The organism is Pseudoalteromonas aurantia, from assembly GCF_005886875.1.
GTDB lineage: Bacteria > Pseudomonadota > Gammaproteobacteria > Enterobacterales > Alteromonadaceae > Pseudoalteromonas > Pseudoalteromonas aurantia_A.
Genome location: NZ_PNBY01000141.1, coordinates 1 through 19,889, shown reverse-complemented (window position 1 = coordinate 19,889; position 19,889 = coordinate 1). Strand labels below are relative to the sequence as shown.

The window sequence follows — 19,889 nt, the reverse complement described above, 5'->3', positions numbered from 1 at the left end:
TATTTGATCAACAAGGCCTAGTTAGGATCCCAAAATTTAAAGAGCAGACTTCTCCGGGAGCTTATTATCAACCACCCTCTATGGATGGCAGCCGTCCGGGGCGCTTCTCAGTTAATTTATATGATATAAAAGCAACGCCTAAATATGGTATGCGTACATTAGCATATCATGAGGGGATCCCAGGTCACCACTTTCAGCTGTCAATTACACAAAAATTGGCAGGAATGCCAATGATTAGGCGTATGTCGCCTTTTTCTTCATATTCAGAAGGCTGGGCTTTATATACAGAGCAATTGGCGTGGGAATTGGGTTTTCAAGATGAGCCGCTTGATAATTTGGGCAGGTTGCAAGCTGAAATTTTTAGAGCCGTTCGATTAGTGGTAGATACGGGGATCCATGCCAAAAAATGGACTCGAGAGCAAGCAATTACTTACATGCTTGAAAATACGGGAAAGGCATATTCGGATGCTGTGGCTGAAGTTGAACGTTATATTGTGAATCCAGCACAAGCCTGTTCATATAAAGTCGGTATGATAAAAATACTAGCGTTAAGAGAGAAGGCTAAAACAGCCTTGGGTGATAAGTTTGAACTGGCTGAATTTCATGATGCTGTGCTGAAAAATGGGGCCGTGCCTTTAACTATACTAGAAAAAATCATTGATAGTTATATTGCAGAAAAAAGCGAATAACGTAATTACCCTCGTATTCTTTATCATAAAGCCAGCTTGAATTCAGCTGGCTTTTCTTTTTGTATATATGGCTGGCGAGCTGTTTTTATTTGTTTTGGTTTCTCTAGTGTTGCATATATGTAAGTATTTAATTTCTTCCTCTGTGATCTGAATTTATTTGGGTTTTACTCTGTATTTTTGGTAAATACAATCGTCTGGTCTTCACACTGTGATAAGCGGTAAACCATCTTATTTCTCTCTGTAATAATAGAAGTTATGTCTTTTAAATGGCAACGTTTGCAGCTGAGCTGTGGTGTGCTGTATTAAGGTTAAAACAGTGATTCGTCGTGTCTTGTGGTAATTAATCAAAACTTTAGGAAGTCAGTAGTGCGAGTTAATAAGTCTTTCCTTAACTATTCTCGTTTGATCCATGTTTACGTGTCTATGGCGTTGTTAACCTTGATGGTGTTTTTTTCCGTGACAGGGGTAACATTAAACCACCCCGAATGGTTTGCAGATAACAAAGCACATGTTGATGAATTAGAGTTTCAATTGCCTCGTTCTTTACTAGGCGAAGAGCATCAGGGAGAGCTGATAAAGTATTTACACCAACAGCGGTGGTTTACTGGTAAACGGTTTACCTTAGAGCGAGATGATTATGAGCTTTTTATTAGTGACAAAGGGCCTGGCACACATTTGGCAATCACGATTGACTTAGAAAGTGCCGAAGTGTTTGTAGAAAAAACCAATTATGGTGTGTGGGCAAAGCTAAATGATTTACACAAGGGTCGTAATAGCGGCGCATTATGGCGATTTATTATCGATATAAGTGCCATATTGATGATTTTATTCAGTATGACAGGTTTGGTGTTAGCGCTGGCACAAAGACGTGTAAATAAAACCTTAGCGTTGAGTTTAGTAACAACTCTAGCGGTATTTTTTTGCTACGTACTTTATGTGTAGCACGGTTGAATTTTTCGAGGAAAGAAAATGATAAAAGCATGGGTAGTTTTAGTATTTGCGTTAATTTTTACCGTTCAAGCAAGGGGGGCAGAAATCGAGCTTTCGATCAATTTAGCAAAACAAACAGGAGAGTACCACAACCCGTATGTTGCTGTGTGGATTGAGGATGACACAGGTAAAAGTGTACGTACTTTAGTACTTTGGCGTGAAGGGGCTAAGTGGCTTAAAGATATCCGCACCTGGTGGAGAAAAGTAGGTCGGCGCGCTCCTGAGTTGGTTGATTCTGTCACATCAGCGACACGTCCAGCAGGTGATTATCGCCTTAACTTTTCAACCAATGATGACAATGGTGAGCCTTTAGCACAGGGTAACTACACGCTAAAATTTGAGGTTGTGAGAGAAAATGGTGGTCGCGCAATGATAAAGCAAAAATTTCGCTTAAATGGACAAGCGCAGTCTTATGACCTTCAAGGTACTTTAGAAACAAATCCTACAACATTTTCGATTAAGGAATAAAAACCATGTCTAAATTAAAATTATTCGCTATGTTAGCATTCACGATGGCGACCTCAGCACAGGCGCATGATCGCTGGATTTTACCGACACATTTTAGCGTGTCAGCAGAAGACAAAGTATGGATCATGGCCGATGTTACAGCATCGAATGAAACATTTAACGTTGATAAACCTATGGGTTCAGATAGATTTACCATTATAAAACCAAATGGTGAACGCTCTCGTCCCAGTTCAAGTTATCGTGGTCATCGCAAGAGTGTCGTTGATATTCATTTGACTGAAGAAGGCACTTATAAATTGTATTTGGACAGTAATGTGAGTTACTGGACAAGTTACGAGATATCAGGAAAAGAGGGCACACAATGGTTGCGTAATGTCAGTAAGGCAAACCGAGCTGACAAGCTTCCGAAGGGTGCAAAGAATGTCACGACATTGGCCTCTCAGGCTCAAGTAATGACATTTGTGACATTAAATGCGCCAAACGATAATTATAGTTTAACTAATAACGGGCTAGAGCTTAAGCCGATCACTCACCCCTCTGATATTGCGCAAAATGAAAAAGCCCAGTTACAGTTATTATTTAATGGTAAACCACAGCAAGGTGTTGAGGTTGAAATTATTAAAGATGGTGCTCGATATAGGAATGATCTCAATGCGTTGAAAGTTGTGTCTGATAATAATGGAGAGATCTCGTTTACTCTCGCTGATGCAGGACGTTATTTGTTAGTGGCTGAATTTAAAAAATCACTTACACATGACGCATTGGCAGATGAAATGGGTGGTCAGATTTTCTTCACGTTTGAAGCTGTATTGAATTAAGTATCAAGCAAGTAGGTAGCTTATACAGTACGGAGTTAACGTTTTAGTTACATAGAAACATGATCATTTATCAGATTGCCAGAATTACTGGCAATCTGATATTACCTTATCTGCGAGTAAGGCTCTGACAGAAAAAGGAGCTACTTTATTTTCGATGTCTATGCTGACTTGCGCAATATCTAAATATTGAAAGTCGCCGGGGCCATTAAGTCGCCATAATCCAGAAGGTCTTTTTGATAAACAAAACGCTTTTGTATCCCCATGACTTACAAGGATAGGAAAGTCATACTTTTTAGTAATATCGTTCAGCAACGCTTTATACTCTTTAAATCCATCACACTTTTTTTGCCTGTTTTCTGTGCATGACTTGTTGTATTTCGGATTTACAAAAATATCAGCCTGCATGAAAATAACGGCTGCTGATAAATTAGGATTCAAGTTGCGTCTTAGCCATGTAACATTGTGCTCATCCCGTATATTGATCTGTGCTCGGGCTTGTTTTTTATTCGAGAGAAGAATTTGTCTACGACCATTATTTGTGCCAACTACGTGTAAGGTAATAAAGCGAATATTGTTATGTAACCACGTTTGGTTTTCTGGTTGCGTTGTTTGTCGTTCATAATGGTTAAGCTTGACTGCAGAGCGAGCGAATTCAGAGCGAATGAACTTTAGCCGTTCTAGTTCATCGTAGCGGGGGGTAAGGCTTTTTCTGTCACAGTCCGTCCAGTCATTGTCTCCAGGCGTATAAATAAATGGCTGGCGGCTTATTTCACTAATGAGTGCATAGTTTTCTTTTAAAATTGCGTTGGTACAAGGCGCCGCACCCGATTTTATATCTCCAACATGTGCAATAAAGTCATGCGGCGTTTTTCGTACGGCTTGGTACAGCAACCCAGAGGGCTTACGAAGCATATCAGCGTCTATGTGAGAATAAGGCATATCACCATATACGAGAAATTGGCTGGGCTTAGCTGAGCTCAAAAAAGCGGTGCTTGTGAGCATAATAATAAAAAGTATTTTGAGCATAGGGTGCGCTCTATAAATAAATAGATTTACTACGATATAACATAGAAAAATAGAAATAAATGCATTGCTTGTGAAAAAAGTGCAAGCGGCGTTGCACCATGAAATTTATGTATTCGAAAGCATGTAGTTTGTAGACAATATCAAATGCGTATCTCAAGCCCATAATATAGGTCATTTACAAATTGTGGCTCAAGAATAAATTAAGTGAGCGCTTACACTTTTCATGATGAATTTGCATTTTTGCGGGCATCGCATCTTTAAAAGCTTGGTTTGCTAAGGGTCTATCATCATTAAAATGTTTTTAATATGAATGGTGTCATAAACGAGCAAAATGACTTATCACAGTCAGGTGATGATTGGTCTGCGCTTGTATTAGAGTTCGCTGAATATGGGCGGTCTATTAGAAATGGGTCGGACTAACAGTGAAACAAAAAAACCCAAGCTATATTGGCTTGGGTTTTTTACAAAATGATTTAATCAATATGTTAACATTCGATAATATTAACGGCTAAACCGCCTCGTGCCGTTTCTTTATACTTAGTTTTCATATCATTACCAGTATCTAGCATGGTTTTTATTACTTTATCGAGAGATACTTTTTGCTCACCGCTTCCGCGAATAGCGAGGCGCGATGCGTTAATGGCTTTAACTGCCCCCATGGCATTACGCTCAATACATGGTACCTGTACTAACCCACCCACAGGATCACAGGTGAGGCCTAAATTATGTTCCATGCCGATTTCAGCTGCATTTTCAACATGAACCACATTACCTCCCATTATTTCGGTTAATGCGCCTGCTGCCATTGAGCACGCGACGCCGACTTCACCTTGACAGCCTACTTCAGCACCAGAGATAGAGGCATTCTTTTTATATAAAATACCAATAGCGGCTGCGGTTAATAGGTAACGAGTTGCAATTTCTTCGTCTACTTCACGAATGAAGGTGTGATAATACATCAATACCGACGGTAAAATCCCTGCCGCACCATTTGTGGGAGCGGTAACTACACGCCCGCCAGCTGCATTTTCTTCATTGACGGCTAATGCAAATAAATCAACCCAATCCATAGCGCGCAGTGGGTCGTTACTGTCTTCTACGTTCAACTTTAGATATAAGCTGGGTGCACGGCGACGAACTTTTAAACCACCTGGTAGGATACCTTCGGTTTTCATACCCCGTTCAATACAGGCTTTCATAACTTGCCAAATATTAAACAACTCGGCTTTGATATCAACTTCTGAACGGAGGGTTTTTTCATTGGCCATCATTAAAGACGACACACTTAGACCAGAATCTTTGCATAGGGTAAGAAGTTCAGCTGCGTTTTCAAATAAATACGGTGCCGGGTTTTGCTCTCGTACATCTAACGCGGCTTGTTTTTCACTGTCAAATTGCTCATCGGTAACAATAAAGCCACCACCAATAGAGTAATAAACTTGACTGTGAATTCGTTCTTCGCCGTTAAATGCGATGATCTCCATTGCATTTGAATGTTTAGGTAAGGTTTTTCGTCGATGAAAAACAATGGTACCTTGCTTTGGGAAAGCGGCTTGTTTTGTCTGATCCAGATAAATAATTTGTTCTTGTTCTATTTTATCTAAAATTGAAGGTACGGCATCAGCATCAATGGTTTCTGGGTCGTAACCTGCAAGCCCAAGAATAACGGCTTTACCAGAACCGTGCCCAATACCAGTTTGTCCTAATGAACCATATAGCTCTACTTTTACCGCTGTAACGTCTTCGATGATCCCTTGAGATTGTAAATCTGATACGAATAAGCGAGACGCGCGCATTGGACCAACGGTATGTGACGACGAAGGACCAATACCGATACTAAACATATCAAATGCACTAATCATATTCTTTACTCAACATTGCCTTTTGAACGGGCGCACATCATAACTTTAAAAAAGATAATTGTAACCAGTTCAATTATGAATTTATTATGCTTATTTAACGAGTTTGATAAAGTTTTTTACCACACTGGCAGTCGCACCCCAAAGTAGGCCATGGGGGGTTAAAAACCCATCCATTTTGCGACTGGCTCCCGCGTGTTCAACGTGAATACTTTGCCAGTTACGATTGTTTAGCAGTTCAGATATGTTAATGGTGAAGGCACGGTCCACTTCATCACTGTTTGTATGCCAAGTCGTGTCATTACTGAGAGTTGCTACAACGGGCATAATACTGAAACCTGTTAAGGTGTGATGCTCTTTGAGTTGCCCCAGAGGTGTAATATCTTTTGGATTAATACCTAACTCTTCGCGCGTTTCTCGGATAGCTGTATCGGTTTTAGACATATCGTGCGGCTCTACTTTACCACCAGGAAAGCAAATTTGGCTTGGGTGATGGTGTAAGTAAGCAGGTCGTTTACAAAAGAGCAAAGCTGCTTCACCGTTTTTCTCGACAAGAGGCAACAAAATTGCGCTGTCACGCACTTTACCCTGTGGCAACGGACATTTGCATATTTCAGCATGAATGTGAAACCGGGCTACAACATCTGTTAGTGTCACATTCGCTCCTACATTTATTCACTGGTTCTAAGTATAGGCAATATTTTTTGTACTTTATGAAAAGTTTCTTTGTATTCACTGTTTGCATCTGAATCCGCCACAATACCGCCGCCAGCCCAGCAATAAATGTGCTGCTCATCGCATACTAGAGTTCGAATTGTGATGGAGGTGTCCATCCGACCACATGCACTAAGGTAACCAATAGAGCCACAATAAACGCTGCGTCTATGTGGTTCAAGCTCTTCAATAATTTCCATAGCTCGAATTTTAGGTGCGCCAGTAATCGAACCACCTGGGAATGCTGCGTTTAATTGGTCGACCGCAGTTTTACCGTCAGCGAGTTCACTGGTTACGGTACTAACTAAGTGATGCACTGCAGGAAAGCTTTCTATGTGAAATAGTTTGGGGACACATACAGACCCAGGCTTTGCAACTTTGCCTAAATCATTTCGGAGCAAATCCACAATCATCACATTTTCTGCACGGTCTTTGGGACTATGTTGCAATTTGATGCTTTGTTGGTGATCCGCATCACTGTCCTCTAGCCTCGGCAAGGTGCCTTTTATAGGTTTTGACTCAACTTGCTTCCCGTTAACCAATAAAAATCGCTCTGGCGATACTGATAGAATGGCACCGTTAGGCAAATTTATAAAAGCAGAAAAAGGGGCTTTGTTCTGGGTTTGAAGCGTTTTATAGGCGTCCCATGGTGTACCAGTAAAACTTGCACTAAAGCGTTGTGCGAGGTTGATTTGATAACAGTCGCCGCTTTTCAAATATGCTTGGATCTGCTCGAATTTCTCAAAGTATTGTGCTTGCGTAAGATTAGACACCCAATCGTTTTTTAAACGAAATGGGGTAATGTTAGTTTGTTTATCATTATTATTTAGTAATGAAAGGTAACTTTGTTCGTTATCAACATTCGGTTGTGAGACGTAGTACCATGTGTTGGTCAGGTTATCTTTAATTAAAGCATCAAGATATAAGCCAACCACCATGTCTGGTAACTTAATATCTTGTTGTGCATAGTCCGGTAACTTTTCTATGTAGCGGCCTAGGTCGTAGCCGAAATACCCAAGCCAGCCTCCGTTGAATGGCAAATCGAAATGCGCAGGTGTTTGGCATAGCCGTGTCAAATGGTGATGGATCATTTCACACCACGTTAAATGCGTTGGATTACCATCTAAAAAGACGTTTTGTGATCTCGCTTCAAGTACATGAACAGGATTAATACTGATGATGTCATAGCGGCTGTTCTCATGCTGAGCATTACTAGAGTCGAGTAATATTGCGTGTGGCAAGTGGGCAAATTGTTCAAAAAGTGCCACAGTTGATAGCGAAATGTCTAATTTTTTACAGTTGATTTGCTCATTTATCATTTACTTGAACCTGAAAACTAGCCCGAAACGGGCGAGGAGGGTATCATACTTATCTAGTTTTCTACAGTCACCGTAAGGTCACTGTTAACCGTCACAATCGTCTAGGTGTATTCTGTTATTGACTGAGTGCGTTAATAACACAAATTAAGGAACCGTCATGAGTATGATCCGTCAGCAAGACTTCATCGACAGTATTGAAGATGCTTTACAATATATTTCTTTTTATCATCCATTAGATTTTGTTCAAGCGCTAGAAAAGGCGTACCACAAAGAAGAAAGCAAAGCGGCTAAAGATGCGATAGCACAAATTTTGATAAACTCACGAATGTCTGCTGAAGGCAAACGCCCATTGTGTCAAGACACTGGGATCGTGACCTGTTTTGTAAAAGTTGGTATGGATGTTAAATGGGATAAAACGGATTTAACCGTTCAGCAAATGGTTGATGAAGGTACTCGCCGTGCGTATTTGAACCCAGACAATCCATTGCGTGCGTCTATCGTAGCAGATCCAGCTGGTAGCCGTAAAAACACCAAAGATAACACGCCTTCTGTTGTTCACATTGATATGGTAGCGGGCGGAAAAGTTGAAGTGATGATTGCTGCAAAGGGCGGCGGCTCAGAGAACAAAACCAAAATGGTCATGCTTAATCCATCAGATGATGTTGCAGCATGGGTTGAAAAAACCTTACCAACAATGGGGGCTGGTTGGTGTCCACCAGGCATGTTAGGTATAGGTATCGGTGGTACTGCTGAAAAAGCGGCGGTACTTGCGAAAGAATCTTTAATGGACCCAGTTGATATTCACGAACTCCAAGAGCGAGGTGCAGAAACGGCTGAAGAAAAGCTGCGTCTTGAGATTTTTGAACGTGCCAACAAATTAGGTATCGGTGCTCAAGGGCTTGGTGGATTAACTACTGTAGTTGATATTAAAATTAAAACCGCACCAACACATGCTGCGTCAAAGCCAGTAGTCATGATCCCGAATTGTGCTGCTACACGACATGTACATTTTACATTAGATGGTTCTGGCCCCGCTGATCTTAAAGCGCCAAAGCTAGAAGATTGGCCAGAAGTAACATGGGAAGTTGGCGAAGATACACGCCGAGTCAACTTAGACACGTTAACTAAAGAAGACACCCATGATTGGAAAATGGGCGAAACAGTCTTATTGTCTGGCAAGATTTTAACGGGTCGTGATGCGGCGCACAAACGTTTACAAGATATGATAAATTCGGGCGAAGGCTTACCGAAAGGAGTTGACTTCAATAATAAGTTTATTTACTACGTTGGTCCTGTTGATGCGGTTGGCGATGAAGCGGTTGGTCCAGCAGGCCCGACCACAGCAACTCGTATGGATAAATTTACTGATTTAATGTTAGAAAGTACCGGCATTGTTGGCATGATAGGTAAAGCTGAACGTGGCCCAGCAACAGTCGAGTCGATTAAGCAAAATAAATCTGTGTATTTGATGGCAGTAGGTGGTGCGGCATATTTAGTGGCTAAGGCCATTAAAAAGTCTCGTGTTGTTGCTTTTGAAGATTTGGGTATGGAAGCGATTTACGAGTTTGAAGTGGAAGATATGCCTGTCACAGTTGCGGTAGACAGCACCGGTGCTAATGCGCATGAGCAGGGTCCTGCGATTTGGAAAGCGAAGATCGAAGAGCTCGATAGCAAGCTAAAGTAAGCTAAAGTAAGCTCGTGAAAAAATAAAGTCTAAAAACCGCATTTGAGGCAACCTTAAATGCGGTTTTTTTGTAATTATATCTGTACATGGTTGAATCACTTTACGTTAACGTAAAGCAACTTTGCTCATATTAAAGATATTTTAACTGCCTCAGTCATTTTTCAATCATATTTTAGTTAGTTTATGTTGTTATTTTTGTTTTTAAGCATTGTGTATTTGAATATGTTTCAAATTGTAGGTTGATCATCTCATTTCCTAGTAACGTAAAACAGATAGTGATAGAGTTTTGGCAGTTTCAGCGCTACTCGCCCCTTAGGGGCTAAAAATTTCGGAGAACTATAAAGTGGCTGTTTTTAACCAAGTTGAATTTGATAATCATGAACAAGTTGTATTTTGTGCTGATGAAGCTTCAGGCCTTAAAGCAATTATTGCGGTACACAGCACCAAGCTAGGTCCTGCGGTGGGCGGTTGTCGCATGTGGGATTACGCCGATGATGAAGACGCTGTGTATGATGTATTGCGTCTATCTAAAGGTATGACATATAAAAATGCGGTTGCACGTTTGCCATTTGGTGGTGGAAAATCAGTGATTATTGGTGATGCAAAAACCATTAAATCTGATGCATTATTTAAAGCATTTGGTCGTCATTTAGAGCGTTTAAGCGGCAGTTATTATTCGGCAGAAGACGTTAACATAACCACTGGCGATGTGATGGTGATGCACGAAGAAACCAACTATGTTCTTGGCCTTGAAGGGAAAAGTGGTAACCCTTCACCCTTTACGGCTCTGGGAACATTTTTAGGTATCAAGGCGGCTTATCAGCACAAATATGGTCATCAAGACTTAACGGGGATTAAAGTTTCTGTTCAAGGTCTAGGAGCTGTTGCATACGGGTTATGTAAACACCTTCATGAAGCGGGTGCAGAATTATTTGTTACAGATATAAACAGTGCCTCAGTGGATCGTGTTGTGACTGATTTTGGCGCAACAGCAGTCGGCATCGATGAAATATATGATTTAGATGTTGATGTGTATGCGCCGTGCGCCCTAGGTGCGACGGTCAACGACGAAACTATTCCTCGTATTAAAGCGAACATTATCGCAGGCTGTGCAAATAACCAATTGGCAGAATGTCGCCATGGTGAGATTTTACGCGAAAAAGGCGTACTTTACGCACCCGATTATGTAATAAACGCTGGCGGTATTATTAATGTTTATTATGAAACCAAGCCTGAAGGCTACAATGAAGCATTAGCGACTAAGCATGTTGAAGGTATTTTTGACACTTTAGCAGAGATTTTTGCGCGGTCTGAGTCAGAGCAGAAATCTACTCACATTATTGCGGATGAATTGGCACAAGAGATCATCAGTAACGGACTATAATAAACAGGTTTATTACTACTCCTTAGATCAAATAAAAGGACATGCTTAGCATGTCCTTTTTTGTTGAGTGACTATTTTATTGGATATTTTATGAAAGTGATTGATAAAGCAAGTTGGTCGCGTTCTGCACACTTTGCTTTTTATAAAGAGTTTGAACAGCCCAACTTTAATGTTACGGTCGATTTACAGATTGGCAGGTTACACAAGTTTGCTAAGCGACATAAAGTGTCATTTACGCATTGTTATTTGTATTGCTTATCTCAGGCAATTGAAACATATGAGCCCATTAGGTATCGAATTACTGATGACGAGGTTGTTGTGACAGAAACGGTCACTCTCAGCACTGTATTCTTAAAAGAGGACGAGACATTTCGTTTTGTACCGTTAGAGACATACTCTGATATTTTTTCTTTTGCTAGAAATGCGCAATTGTCAAAAGAAACTCACTTAAAGATGCCCTTGCTAAATGATGTGTTTTTAGCTGCAGCGAAAGATTTGAACCAAGTATATGTTTCTATATTGCCATGGTTTAGCTTTACGAGCTTTAGTCATGCTGTTTTCGCGCGTTCACAAGGCAGTGGTATCCCAAAGTTTGTATTTGGAAAGTTTAATCCGGAAAACGGCACGATCCCTTTAAATATAGAGGTTCATCATGGCCTTATGGATGGTGTGCATGTAGCGAGATTAATCACTGAGATTGAGAATCAAATACTAAAATTCGTTGTTTAGTTAGATGTTTTTTTAGTCAGTTAGCTCGTTGTATGCCATTTAGTGAGGAAATGACAATGAAAAATTTTATATTAAAGCAAAAAGTTTATTTTATTCAGTGCTTTAGCTTTTGTTTTTACGAAAAATATAAATCAATTACAATATTTTGTTGTGTTGTAATAAATTGTAAATAAGATGGCTTAACTGCTTTATAATCAAAGGCTACAGGCTTTACCGTAAAAAATGCGTGTTAATTTTTTGTTTTACATCGAGTTTATTTTTTATTGTCAACAAAAATTGTTTTGCCTGTGAAGTTGACACATGGACTTGCATTTAGCATTATTGGACAGTTGATATCTGTTAAAAGATATCAGGGTTGCTCTGTAAAGAGCGATAAAATTATAAAAGTAACATTACTTAATTGGTTGGGAACTATGTCTGTTAAAATCAGAAAGAGTCTTGTAGCTACAGCACTTTTAGGTGCTACAGCATTTGCAAGCAGCAATGTGATTGCAGATCCTTTGAACGACTTGCAAAAAGTAGGTCAACAAACTCAAAAGGCTGCTCAAAAGTCTCAAGAAAAAATCGACAACATCTTCGGTCAAACTCAAGAGTTGATCGGCGAATATCGTGGTGTTGTAGACGAAACTGAACTTCTTAAAGTTTATAATGATCACGTTGAGCGTTTGGTTATGGACCAGCGCGCAGGTATCGAGTCTTTCGACCGTCAGATCGGAACAATCGAAAAGACCAAACAAGACGTTGTGCCTTTGATGTATCGCATGATCGATACGCTTGAGCAATTCATCAAAGCGGACGTTCCGTTTGATACTGATACTCGTATGGGTCGAGTTGAAAAACTTCGTGGTTTGCTTTCTAATTCAAAAGTAACGACTTCAGAAAAATTCCGCCAAGTGCTAGAAGCATATACTGTTGAAACTGGTTACAGTTCAGGTATTGCTGCGTCACAAGGTTCTCTAGAAATTGACGGTAAAAATATTAACGTTGATTTTGCACGTTTAGGACGTATTGCTTACGTAGCGCAATCATTTGATATGAAACACGCTTGGGTATGGAACAACGATGCAAAACAGTGGGATGTATTAGGTGAAGAATACCTTAAGCCGATTAAAGATATGATCCGTATCGCTCGTAATCAGGCAGCCCCAGATCTTGTTGCATTACCAATCTTTGGCGCGGAGTAATATAAAAATGAAGAAACTATTTAAAGGTTTTGCAGTTGCTGCAGCACTATCTGTTTCTGCAGGTGCCGCGCTTAATGCTCATGCAAATACTGAAGCACTAGACAAAATCCTTCAAGAAGTAAAGCAAACGCGTATTTCTGAAGGCAGCCTTAACAAAAAGCGCGAGCAAGAGTTTTTATCTGCACGTGCTGATAAACAAGCTTTATTCAATAAAGCTAAGCGTGAGTTAGCGGCTGAAAAAGCACGTGGTGAGCGTTTAGGTAAAGAATTTAAGCAAAATGAAATTACACTTGCTGAAAAAGAAGTTGAACTAAACAATGCCACTGGTACTTTAGGTGAAATGTTCGGTGTTGTTCGTCGTTCTGCATCAGAAGCAATTGGTTCAATTGAAGCATCACTAGTAAGTGCAGAAAAGCCAGGACGTGCTGAAGTACTTCGTTCTCTAGCTGCAGCTAAAGAGCTTCCAACTACACGTGAGTTAGAAGAGCTTTGGATTGCATTCCAGACTGAGATGACGGAATCTGCAAAAGTATCTACCTTTGAAGCTCAGGTAGCTGAGTTAAGCGGTGAAGTAAAAGTTAAGCAAGTAACGCGTGTTGGTAACTTCAACCTTATTACTAAAGACGGTTACGTACTTTATGATGCAGCAAATAAAGCAATCGTACCACTAGGTAAACAACCTGACGGTTATGTACTTAACCAAGCAGATGAACTTCTAGGTACTAGTGCTGGTTCTTACGCTAAGTTCTATGTCGATCCAACTCGTGGTTCTATCTTACGCTTAAACACTCAGCGTGCAACGAACGAAGAACGTTGGCATCAAGGGGATTTAGTTGGTTATATCATTACAGCATTGCTTATTCTAGGTGCAATTATTGCCCTAGTTCGTTTTGTTGACCTAATGGTAGTTGGCGCGAAAATGAAAGCGCAAATGAAAAACATCAATACTCCTAATGAAAATAACCCTCTTGGACGTATCTTGAAAGTTTACCAAGATAACAAGAATCAAGATGTTGAAAACCTTGAGCTTAAGCTTGATGAAGCAATCTTACGTGAAACGCCGCGTGTTGAAGCTGGTATCAATATCATCAAGATCCTTGCAGCTATCGCACCTTTACTAGGTCTATTAGGTACGGTTGTTGGTATGATTCAAACATTCGAATCTATTACACTGTTTGGTACTGGTGATCCGAAAATCATGGCAGGTAATATCTCTCTAGCGCTAGTAACAACTGCTCTAGGTCTAATTGCTGCTCTACCTTTAATTCTATTACACGCTATCGTTGCAGGCCGTAGTAAATCAATTCTACATGTCCTCGACGAGCAAAGTGCTGGCATTGTCGCAGTACACGCGGAGAAGGAGAAAGCCTAATGCTAGTCCTGATGGAGACCTGGGAATCTATCAGGGATTTTGTTGGCACAGGCGGCCAAGTATTATACGTGGTCGCAATAGCACTCTTTCTTATGTGGGTTTTAATGATAGAGCGCTATTGGTTCCTACTAGCTGAATACCCGAGAATGAAAGCGGATATTGTAGCTAAGTGGGACGCCCGCCAAGACACAACGTCTTGGTACGCACACAGAATTCGTGATGCATGGATTTCTGAAGCGTCTGAGAAATTAGATGAGCGTATGTTGATTATCAAAACATTGGTAGCTATGTGTCCATTAATAGGCTTACTAGGAACCGTAACAGGTATGATCACAGTTTTTGAAACTATGGCTACCCAAGGTACTGGTAACGCACGATTGATGGCATCGGGTATTTCAATGGCAACGGTACCAACGATGGCTGGAATGGTTGCGGCACTGTCAGGTGTTTTCTTTAGCACTCGCCTTGAAGCAAGAGCGAAAATGGCTAAAGCAAGCCTTGTGGACAGTCTGCCACATCACTAGAGAGAGAAATAAATATGGCACGTAAACAACGTTTTCGTGAAGAAGAAGAAGCAGCAGTAGATATGACACCGATGCTAGACATCGTATTCATCATGCTGATCTTCTTCATCGTTACCACTTCTTTCGTGAAAGAAGCGGGTATTGAAGTTAAGAAGCCTAAGGCTGCTCAAGCTCAACAGACCAAAAATGCTAACGTCTTTATCGCTATCCGTGAAAATGGTGAGATTTGGATGGACAAGCGTCAAGTGGATGTTGAACGTGTTAGTGCAAACCTTGAAAGCATCATTGCAGAACAACCAACTGAAACCATCATTATCCAAGCGGATAAAGGTGCAAAACACGGTGTTGTTGTGAAAGTAATGGATGCGATTAAGGCGACCGATGACCGTCTTAAGATTTCAATCGCTGGAGCTAAGTAATGATTCGTTTTCTGTTTTCACTGATTGCAGGTGGGGCAGTTACTTTCGGCTTGTTCTTTTTTATGTCTTATTTGATCTCCGGCGGTGCTGATAGATCAAATGAGCAAAAAGAGCAGATAGTTGTCGAAATTTTGACGAATCCGCCTGAATCAGAGGTGCAGGAGCGGAAACGTGTTCCGCCTCCACCGCCACCTCCACCGAAGCAGCCGCCTAAACCGCAGCCGCCTCAACCTGAAAATGCAAACCCTGCAGCGGGTGCTATTGGTTTTAATATGCCTAGCATCAGTTTAGGGGGAACAGCTGGTGGTCTTAGTGGTCCTGGTGCGTTTGGACGTGATGGTGATGCTACACCAATCGTTCGAATTGAACCTAAATACCCAACACAAGCTGCACGTGATGGTAAAGAAGGTTGGGTACAGCTTTCATTTACAATTAACGAGCTAGGTGGCGTAGATGACGTAAAAGTTATTGCAGCTGAGCCTAAGCGTATTTTTAACCGTGAAGCGGTTAGAGCGTTACGTAAATGGAAGTACCGACCTAAGATTGTTGACGGAAAGCCGCTAAAGCAGCCTGGCCTTACTGTTCAACTTGACTTTAAACTTAACCAAGATTAAGGGGGCAAGAAATGACGCACTTAAAGAAAGCTACAGCTCTTGCTCTACTAATGTCTTTGTCAGGAACTGTTTATAGCACAGCTGCTATTGCTGCCCCTGATTTCGCTAAGATTGAAGAACGTAAAAACGCGAAAACCAAAATCATGGGTGAGCGTACAGGTAAAAAAGTGGTTAAAGCTTTTGACTTGTATAACGAGGATAAAATTGATGAAGCGATTGCTTCATTAAAAGAACTCGATCCATCAAATGATTTTGATAAAGCGACCGTTAATCGATATCTTGGTAGCATGTATGCGCAAAAAGAAAAGTACGCTGAGGCTATAAAATATAGCCGTTTAGCAATTGCGCCAGATGTATTGAACTTTAAAGATCAGGCTGACTTATATAAGTTACTAGGTGACTTATTATCAGGAACGTCGAAATTTAAAGAAGCGATTCAAGCTTACAACGATTGGATGGATTTTACTGGTGAACAAGACAGTAAAGTGTATGCACGTATTGCTCAAGGTTATTATGAACTTAAGCAGTATTCAAAAGTTATTGAGCCTGCTAACAAAGCGATTGAGTTAGAAAAAGAACCCAACAAGCAATATCATATGATAAAGATTGGTGCGTTTTTTGAACTCAAAAAGTATCGTGAAGCAGTTAAAGTCGCAGAGACATTGGTTAAGTTATTCCCTGAAGATCCACAAAGCTGGACTCGTTTAGGGTCTTTTTACATGCAGACTGAACAATATGCACAAGGTCAGACTGTTATGGAAGTTGCTTATAAAAAAGGCTACTTTGAAAAAGAAAACCATTACAAGATATTAGGCAGTTACTATTCTTTGAACGAGATACCTTACAAGGCTGCAGTTGTTTTTGAAAAAGCAATTAAAGACGGTAAGATTGAACGTGTGAAAAAGAATGTAACAGCAACGGCTAGCTATTTTCATCAAGCGAAAAACTTGGTCACAGCAGCTAAATACTATGAAGAAGCAGCAAAGTTTGACGACGATGCTGAGCTTTATAGAAAAGCCGGTAGTCTTTTACTTACAGAGCAAAAGTTTAGCGCAGCGGTTAAGAGATTAAACAAAGCGTTAGAATTGGGCATTGAAAAGAAAGGGATGACATATACCGACTTAGCTGAAGCTTATTTATACCAAGAAAAGTATAAAAAGGCTTACCAAGCAATTGTTGAAGCACAAAAAGACTCTAGAACTCGCAAGTTTGCAAAAGGTTGGGCATCGTTTATTAAAGACAAAGCACAACGCAAAGGCGTAAAAATCTAGTATAAGAAGCCCCGCAAGGGGCTTTTTTTTGCCCCTGTTTTTATTATATGAATACTATTATGATCCGCAGACTTAAGTATTTGCTACTTCCCTTATTTTTCCTAATTGGCTGTGAACCTCAGACTCTTATTTCGTTTGATGAATTACGCAATGGATTACAATCTAATAATAGCACCTTGGATACAGCTGTTGGACAGCCAACAGATCTAACTTTGCCGTTTAGCGAAGACTATTTAAAACGCAGACATTACCTTTACCAAAGCGCTGACATCACCAACTTTAATTCAGAACAACGAGAAGATTTAGCATATCTAAAGATCCAAGAACGATATCCTGAACGATTCTTGCCTTGGCCGGTACAAGTCAATGTGGTGGACAACCTAAAACCAAACATGTCTGCAGTAAGTCAGTGGGAAGAGTTCGTGATAAGGCGACTCACAGATGCGAGAGAGAGTCATATTTTACTCTCAAGGTATGAGCGAAGTATACTAATTGACTATCTTGAAGAGGCTACCGGTGATGCCAAAAAATTAAAAGAGTATTTAGCTCAGTATAAACCGAGAACACGCCTAGGGCTTTACCAGCACCCTAATGGTAAAGAATGGTACCAAAGTAAGTTAAACTATTATTATAGTATGAGTAAATCGCCGAACGAAACGCTTAATAAAATTCAAACAGAATTAGCGCATCGTGGTAGAAAGGTTTTATTGGAGTTGCCGATAACGAAAGCAAGTCATGTCGCACTAAGTTATCTACAATCGTATTGTGAGTTAGTTCCAGGGTTAAATTGGGTTGATGCCTATACAAATTTACCAGCCACTGCAAAACACTGTACCTTGACGCATAACTCTGATATTACGCGACTATTTTTATCACTTATGGAAATTGATATTGGTTTACATTATCAAGGGTGGTCAAAGCAACAAGCAAGAGTGACCCTACAAGCAAGATTAAGGCTTACAGACTTTGAGGCAGACAGACTTGTAGAAGGTACAGTGTTGTACCCAGCCACTATTTTTTCACTTACGCCATTTGTTATTTTTAGTTCTTAGGGCGGCAACGATGGCATCTTTGCGTAGCAGCATCTTGTTGTAGCTCTTCTTGTGATAGGGGGGCTTCACAGTCACAGCAGTAGCCAAATTGACCTATCTCTATTTGGCACAATGCAGCTTCTAGTTGCACTAAACGTCGATAGCGAGGGAATTGCTCAGAGGAAAGTTTACTGGCAATTAGGTCCAGCCACTCATTGGGCGAGCTTTTCTCTAATATGTGTGCGAGTTCACCAGTATAGGGGTGTTTTGACTGCTTGAGTTCAGATAAGAACTGATCCCGCACGCATTCGAGTTCAATTTTTAACTTAAGTTGGTAGTTCCCAGCCTGCTTTGTATTCATAGTCGTTCTCCTGTGAACGACTATTATCACCAGCTTTAAGCAATTACTGTATGATTTGAATCAAGACTTGGTTGTTTTGCATATTTCTCCAACACATTCACTACATCTTGTTTAGCTTTGAACGTTTTAATTTCATCAAAAAGGTGGTGTGCTTGTGGGTACTGATGTTTTAAGTACCCTAGCCACTGTTTAGTACGAGACGAAAAATACTTTTCGCTGGCGGTTGGGTCTTGGTGCATAGATGAATGAATAATATGGTAAATGATGTGCTCCCATTGAAGAGGCTCATAGTATTCGTTGTTAACCTTAGCTTTAATTTTTGCAGCTAAGTCTGGGGTTGCGAGCGCACCACGTCCAAGCATAAGATCTTCACACCCACTGCGTTGCTGGCATAATAAAGCATCTTCAACTTGCCAAATCTCGCCATTAGCTACCACGGGGATGGAGAGTCGCTTCAATAGAGGTGGGATCTTCTCCCAATAGGCCGGTGGCTTATATCCATCGCGTTTAGTACGGGCATGAATAGCCAAGCTCGAAGCACCAGCACTTTGCACTGCATCGATAATTTCAGTGCTATTGCTGTCATCATCAAAACCTAAGCGAATTTTTGCACTGACTTGATGTTCACTCGGTACGGCTTCTCGCACTGCTTTGATGATTTGATACATTAATTCAGGTTCTTTAAGTAAAACGGCACCACCTTTGCTTTTATTGACGGTTTTTGCCGGGCAACCAAAGTTTAAATCAATGCCATGAGAGCCAAGCATTATTGCTTTTCTAGCATTGCTTGCCAGGGCATGGGGTACTTGACCGAGTAACTGAATTCGTACAGGTGTACCAGCACGGGTTTTACCTTCGTTTAATAACTCAGGGCAATAGCGTGTAAACACACGGCGTGGAAAAGTTAAATCGACGACGCGAATAAACTCTGTGACGCATAAGTCAAAGCCACCAATATCGGTTAACAATTGGCGCATTTTAAAGTCTACTACGCCTTCCATAGGGGCTAAAACGAGTTTCATCATGTTACTTCATACAACAAAAAGGGCAGTCATTTTAAACGACTCTGCGAGAGTTTCTAAGTACAAATTTGCTTTTTTTTATTTTTTAGTGAAAGATTTTAGTTGGGCATATGGTCTATTCATTGAATCGTTTATTTCACAGAGAGGATCCAGCATGAACACTATTAAGAAAAATTCTATTGCATTAACGTTAGGCGCTGTTGTAGTCGGTACTGCGGGCTTAGCTGCTCCTGAAGCGAGTGCTAATCCATTTGGTTTTGAAACTATGACTGCGGGCTACCAGTTAGATGCAGGCGAAGGCAAATGTGGTGAAGGCAAGTGTGGCGGCGATGCAAAAGGAAAGAAAGAAGGTAAATGCGGCGAAGGCAAATGTGGCGGTGACGCAAAAGGTAAAAAAGAAGGTAAGTGCGG

Annotated in this window: 21 protein-coding genes; 15 read left to right on the top strand and 6 right to left on the bottom strand. The window is 40.7% G+C overall.

Annotation, left to right across the window (positions count from 1 at the left end):
- The 4 genes from CWC18_RS19740 to CWC18_RS19725 form a co-directional block, all read left to right on the top strand.
- Positions 1-689, top strand: a 689-nt coding sequence (locus tag CWC18_RS19740; RefSeq protein WP_138675948.1) for a DUF885 domain-containing protein, incomplete at its 5' end; no start/stop codon positions are given.
- A gap of 366 nt (positions 690-1,055) precedes the next feature.
- Positions 1,056-1,631 (top strand): PepSY-associated TM helix domain-containing protein, encoded by a 576-nt coding sequence (locus tag CWC18_RS19735; protein ID WP_138593597.1) that lies wholly within the window; start codon positions 1,056-1,058, stop codon positions 1,629-1,631.
- 27 nt (positions 1,632-1,658) lie between these two features.
- Positions 1,659-2,147 (top strand): DUF2271 domain-containing protein, encoded by a 489-nt coding sequence (locus CWC18_RS19730; protein ID WP_138675947.1) that lies wholly within the window; start codon positions 1,659-1,661, stop codon positions 2,145-2,147.
- Between the two features lie 5 nt (positions 2,148-2,152).
- Complete coding sequence (locus CWC18_RS19725) at positions 2,153-2,965, top strand: DUF4198 domain-containing protein (RefSeq protein WP_138593595.1); 813 nt, start codon at positions 2,153-2,155, stop codon at positions 2,963-2,965.
- 84 nt (positions 2,966-3,049) lie between these two features.
- On the opposite strand, the gene CWC18_RS19720 is transcribed toward CWC18_RS19725, so the two are convergent.
- The 4 genes from CWC18_RS19720 to pabB form a co-directional block, all read right to left on the bottom strand.
- The gene (locus CWC18_RS19720) at positions 3,050-3,991 is read right to left on the bottom strand and encodes a hypothetical protein (protein WP_138675946.1); all 942 of its coding nucleotides are present in this window, start codon (positions 3,989-3,991) and stop codon (positions 3,050-3,052) included.
- A 485-nt stretch (positions 3,992-4,476) separates the two neighbouring features.
- The gene (locus CWC18_RS19715; protein WP_138593593.1) at positions 4,477-5,853 is read right to left on the bottom strand and encodes an L-serine ammonia-lyase; all 1,377 of its coding nucleotides are present in this window, start codon (positions 5,851-5,853) and stop codon (positions 4,477-4,479) included.
- Between the two features lie 90 nt (positions 5,854-5,943).
- Positions 5,944-6,507: an NUDIX hydrolase gene (locus CWC18_RS19710; RefSeq protein ID WP_138593592.1), complete on the bottom strand. Its 564-nt coding sequence runs from the start codon at positions 6,505-6,507 to the stop codon at positions 5,944-5,946.
- A 14-nt stretch (positions 6,508-6,521) separates the two neighbouring features.
- The gene (pabB, locus tag CWC18_RS19705; RefSeq protein WP_138593591.1) at positions 6,522-7,883 is read right to left on the bottom strand and encodes an aminodeoxychorismate synthase component I; all 1,362 of its coding nucleotides are present in this window, start codon (positions 7,881-7,883) and stop codon (positions 6,522-6,524) included.
- A gap of 157 nt (positions 7,884-8,040) precedes the next feature.
- Between pabB and CWC18_RS19700 the strand changes: the two genes are divergently transcribed.
- From CWC18_RS19700 to CWC18_RS19655, 10 genes are all read left to right on the top strand, one after another.
- Positions 8,041-9,567 (top strand): fumarate hydratase, encoded by a 1,527-nt coding sequence (locus tag CWC18_RS19700; protein ID WP_138675945.1) that lies wholly within the window; start codon positions 8,041-8,043, stop codon positions 9,565-9,567.
- A gap of 343 nt (positions 9,568-9,910) precedes the next feature.
- Positions 9,911-10,951, top strand: coding sequence for a Leu/Phe/Val dehydrogenase (locus tag CWC18_RS19695; RefSeq protein ID WP_138593589.1), 1,041 nt, complete (start codon positions 9,911-9,913; stop codon positions 10,949-10,951).
- Between the two features lie 90 nt (positions 10,952-11,041).
- Positions 11,042-11,680, top strand: coding sequence for a CatA-like O-acetyltransferase (locus CWC18_RS19690; RefSeq protein ID WP_138593588.1), 639 nt, complete (start codon positions 11,042-11,044; stop codon positions 11,678-11,680).
- Between the two features lie 413 nt (positions 11,681-12,093).
- Complete coding sequence (locus CWC18_RS19685; protein ID WP_138593587.1) at positions 12,094-12,864, top strand: DUF3450 domain-containing protein; 771 nt, start codon at positions 12,094-12,096, stop codon at positions 12,862-12,864.
- 7 nt (positions 12,865-12,871) lie between these two features.
- On the top strand, positions 12,872-14,236 hold the full coding sequence (locus tag CWC18_RS19680) for a MotA/TolQ/ExbB proton channel family protein (RefSeq protein ID WP_138593586.1): 1,365 nt from the start codon (positions 12,872-12,874) through the stop codon (positions 14,234-14,236).
- On the top strand, positions 14,236-14,760 hold the full coding sequence (locus tag CWC18_RS19675; RefSeq protein WP_138593585.1) for a MotA/TolQ/ExbB proton channel family protein: 525 nt from the start codon (positions 14,236-14,238) through the stop codon (positions 14,758-14,760). The genes CWC18_RS19680 and CWC18_RS19675 overlap by 1 nt, the downstream gene beginning before the upstream one ends.
- Before the next feature lie 14 nt (positions 14,761-14,774).
- Positions 14,775-15,179, top strand: coding sequence for an ExbD/TolR family protein (locus CWC18_RS19670; protein WP_138593584.1), 405 nt, complete (start codon positions 14,775-14,777; stop codon positions 15,177-15,179).
- Complete coding sequence (locus CWC18_RS19665; protein WP_138593583.1) at positions 15,179-15,793, top strand: energy transducer TonB; 615 nt, start codon at positions 15,179-15,181, stop codon at positions 15,791-15,793. The genes CWC18_RS19670 and CWC18_RS19665 overlap by 1 nt, the downstream gene beginning before the upstream one ends.
- A gap of 11 nt (positions 15,794-15,804) precedes the next feature.
- Positions 15,805-17,064: a tetratricopeptide repeat protein gene (locus tag CWC18_RS19660; RefSeq protein ID WP_138675944.1), complete on the top strand. Its 1,260-nt coding sequence runs from the start codon at positions 15,805-15,807 to the stop codon at positions 17,062-17,064.
- Between the two features lie 59 nt (positions 17,065-17,123).
- The gene (locus CWC18_RS19655; RefSeq protein WP_138675943.1) at positions 17,124-18,116 is read left to right on the top strand and encodes a hypothetical protein; all 993 of its coding nucleotides are present in this window, start codon (positions 17,124-17,126) and stop codon (positions 18,114-18,116) included.
- Here CWC18_RS19655 and CWC18_RS19650 read toward each other — a convergent pair.
- Positions 18,106-18,456 carry a conjugal transfer protein TraR gene (locus tag CWC18_RS19650; RefSeq protein ID WP_138675942.1) on the bottom strand — a complete coding sequence of 117 codons (351 nt, stop codon included), beginning with the start codon at positions 18,454-18,456 and terminating at the stop codon, positions 18,106-18,108. The two genes, CWC18_RS19655 and CWC18_RS19650, sit on opposite strands and share 11 nt — an antisense overlap.
- Positions 18,457-18,491: 35 nt before the next feature.
- Entirely contained in the window at positions 18,492-19,478 is a 987-nt protein-coding gene (locus CWC18_RS19645; RefSeq protein WP_138675949.1) for a tRNA-dihydrouridine synthase, read from the bottom strand.
- A 154-nt stretch (positions 19,479-19,632) separates the two neighbouring features.
- Between CWC18_RS19645 and CWC18_RS19640 the strand changes: the two genes are divergently transcribed.
- Positions 19,633-19,889, top strand: a 257-nt coding sequence (locus CWC18_RS19640) for an HvfA family oxazolone/thioamide-modified RiPP metallophore (protein ID WP_434063444.1), incomplete at its 3' end; no start/stop codon positions are given.

Bases quoted from the DNA above. Each gene is read 5' to 3' on its own strand.
- CWC18_RS19665 (WP_138593583.1), top strand. From the start codon at position 15,179: ATGATTCGTTTTCTGTTTTCACTGATTGCAGGTGGGGCAGTTACTTTC.
- CWC18_RS19720 (WP_138675946.1), bottom strand. From the start codon at position 3,991: ATGCTCAAAATACTTTTTATTATTATGCTCACAAGCACCGCTTTTTTG.
- CWC18_RS19700 (WP_138675945.1), top strand. From the start codon at position 8,041: ATGAGTATGATCCGTCAGCAAGACTTCATCGACAGTATTGAAGATGCT.
- CWC18_RS19715 (WP_138593593.1), bottom strand. From the start codon at position 5,853: ATGATTAGTGCATTTGATATGTTTAGTATCGGTATTGGTCCTTCGTCG.
- CWC18_RS19670 (WP_138593584.1), top strand. From the start codon at position 14,775: ATGGCACGTAAACAACGTTTTCGTGAAGAAGAAGAAGCAGCAGTAGAT.
- CWC18_RS19685 (WP_138593587.1), top strand. From the start codon at position 12,094: ATGTCTGTTAAAATCAGAAAGAGTCTTGTAGCTACAGCACTTTTAGGT.
- CWC18_RS19730 (WP_138675947.1), top strand. From the start codon at position 1,659: ATGATAAAAGCATGGGTAGTTTTAGTATTTGCGTTAATTTTTACCGTT.
- CWC18_RS19660 (WP_138675944.1), top strand. From the start codon at position 15,805: ATGACGCACTTAAAGAAAGCTACAGCTCTTGCTCTACTAATGTCTTTG.
- CWC18_RS19650 (WP_138675942.1), bottom strand. From the start codon at position 18,456: ATGAATACAAAGCAGGCTGGGAACTACCAACTTAAGTTAAAAATTGAA.
- CWC18_RS19675 (WP_138593585.1), top strand. From the start codon at position 14,236: ATGCTAGTCCTGATGGAGACCTGGGAATCTATCAGGGATTTTGTTGGC.
- CWC18_RS19645 (WP_138675949.1), bottom strand. From the start codon at position 19,478: ATGAAACTCGTTTTAGCCCCTATGGAAGGCGTAGTAGACTTTAAAATG.
- pabB (WP_138593591.1), bottom strand. From the start codon at position 7,883: ATGATAAATGAGCAAATCAACTGTAAAAAATTAGACATTTCGCTATCA.
- CWC18_RS19680 (WP_138593586.1), top strand. From the start codon at position 12,872: ATGAAGAAACTATTTAAAGGTTTTGCAGTTGCTGCAGCACTATCTGTT.
- CWC18_RS19655 (WP_138675943.1), top strand. From the start codon at position 17,124: ATGATCCGCAGACTTAAGTATTTGCTACTTCCCTTATTTTTCCTAATT.
- CWC18_RS19725 (WP_138593595.1), top strand. From the start codon at position 2,153: ATGTCTAAATTAAAATTATTCGCTATGTTAGCATTCACGATGGCGACC.
- CWC18_RS19690 (WP_138593588.1), top strand. From the start codon at position 11,042: ATGAAAGTGATTGATAAAGCAAGTTGGTCGCGTTCTGCACACTTTGCT.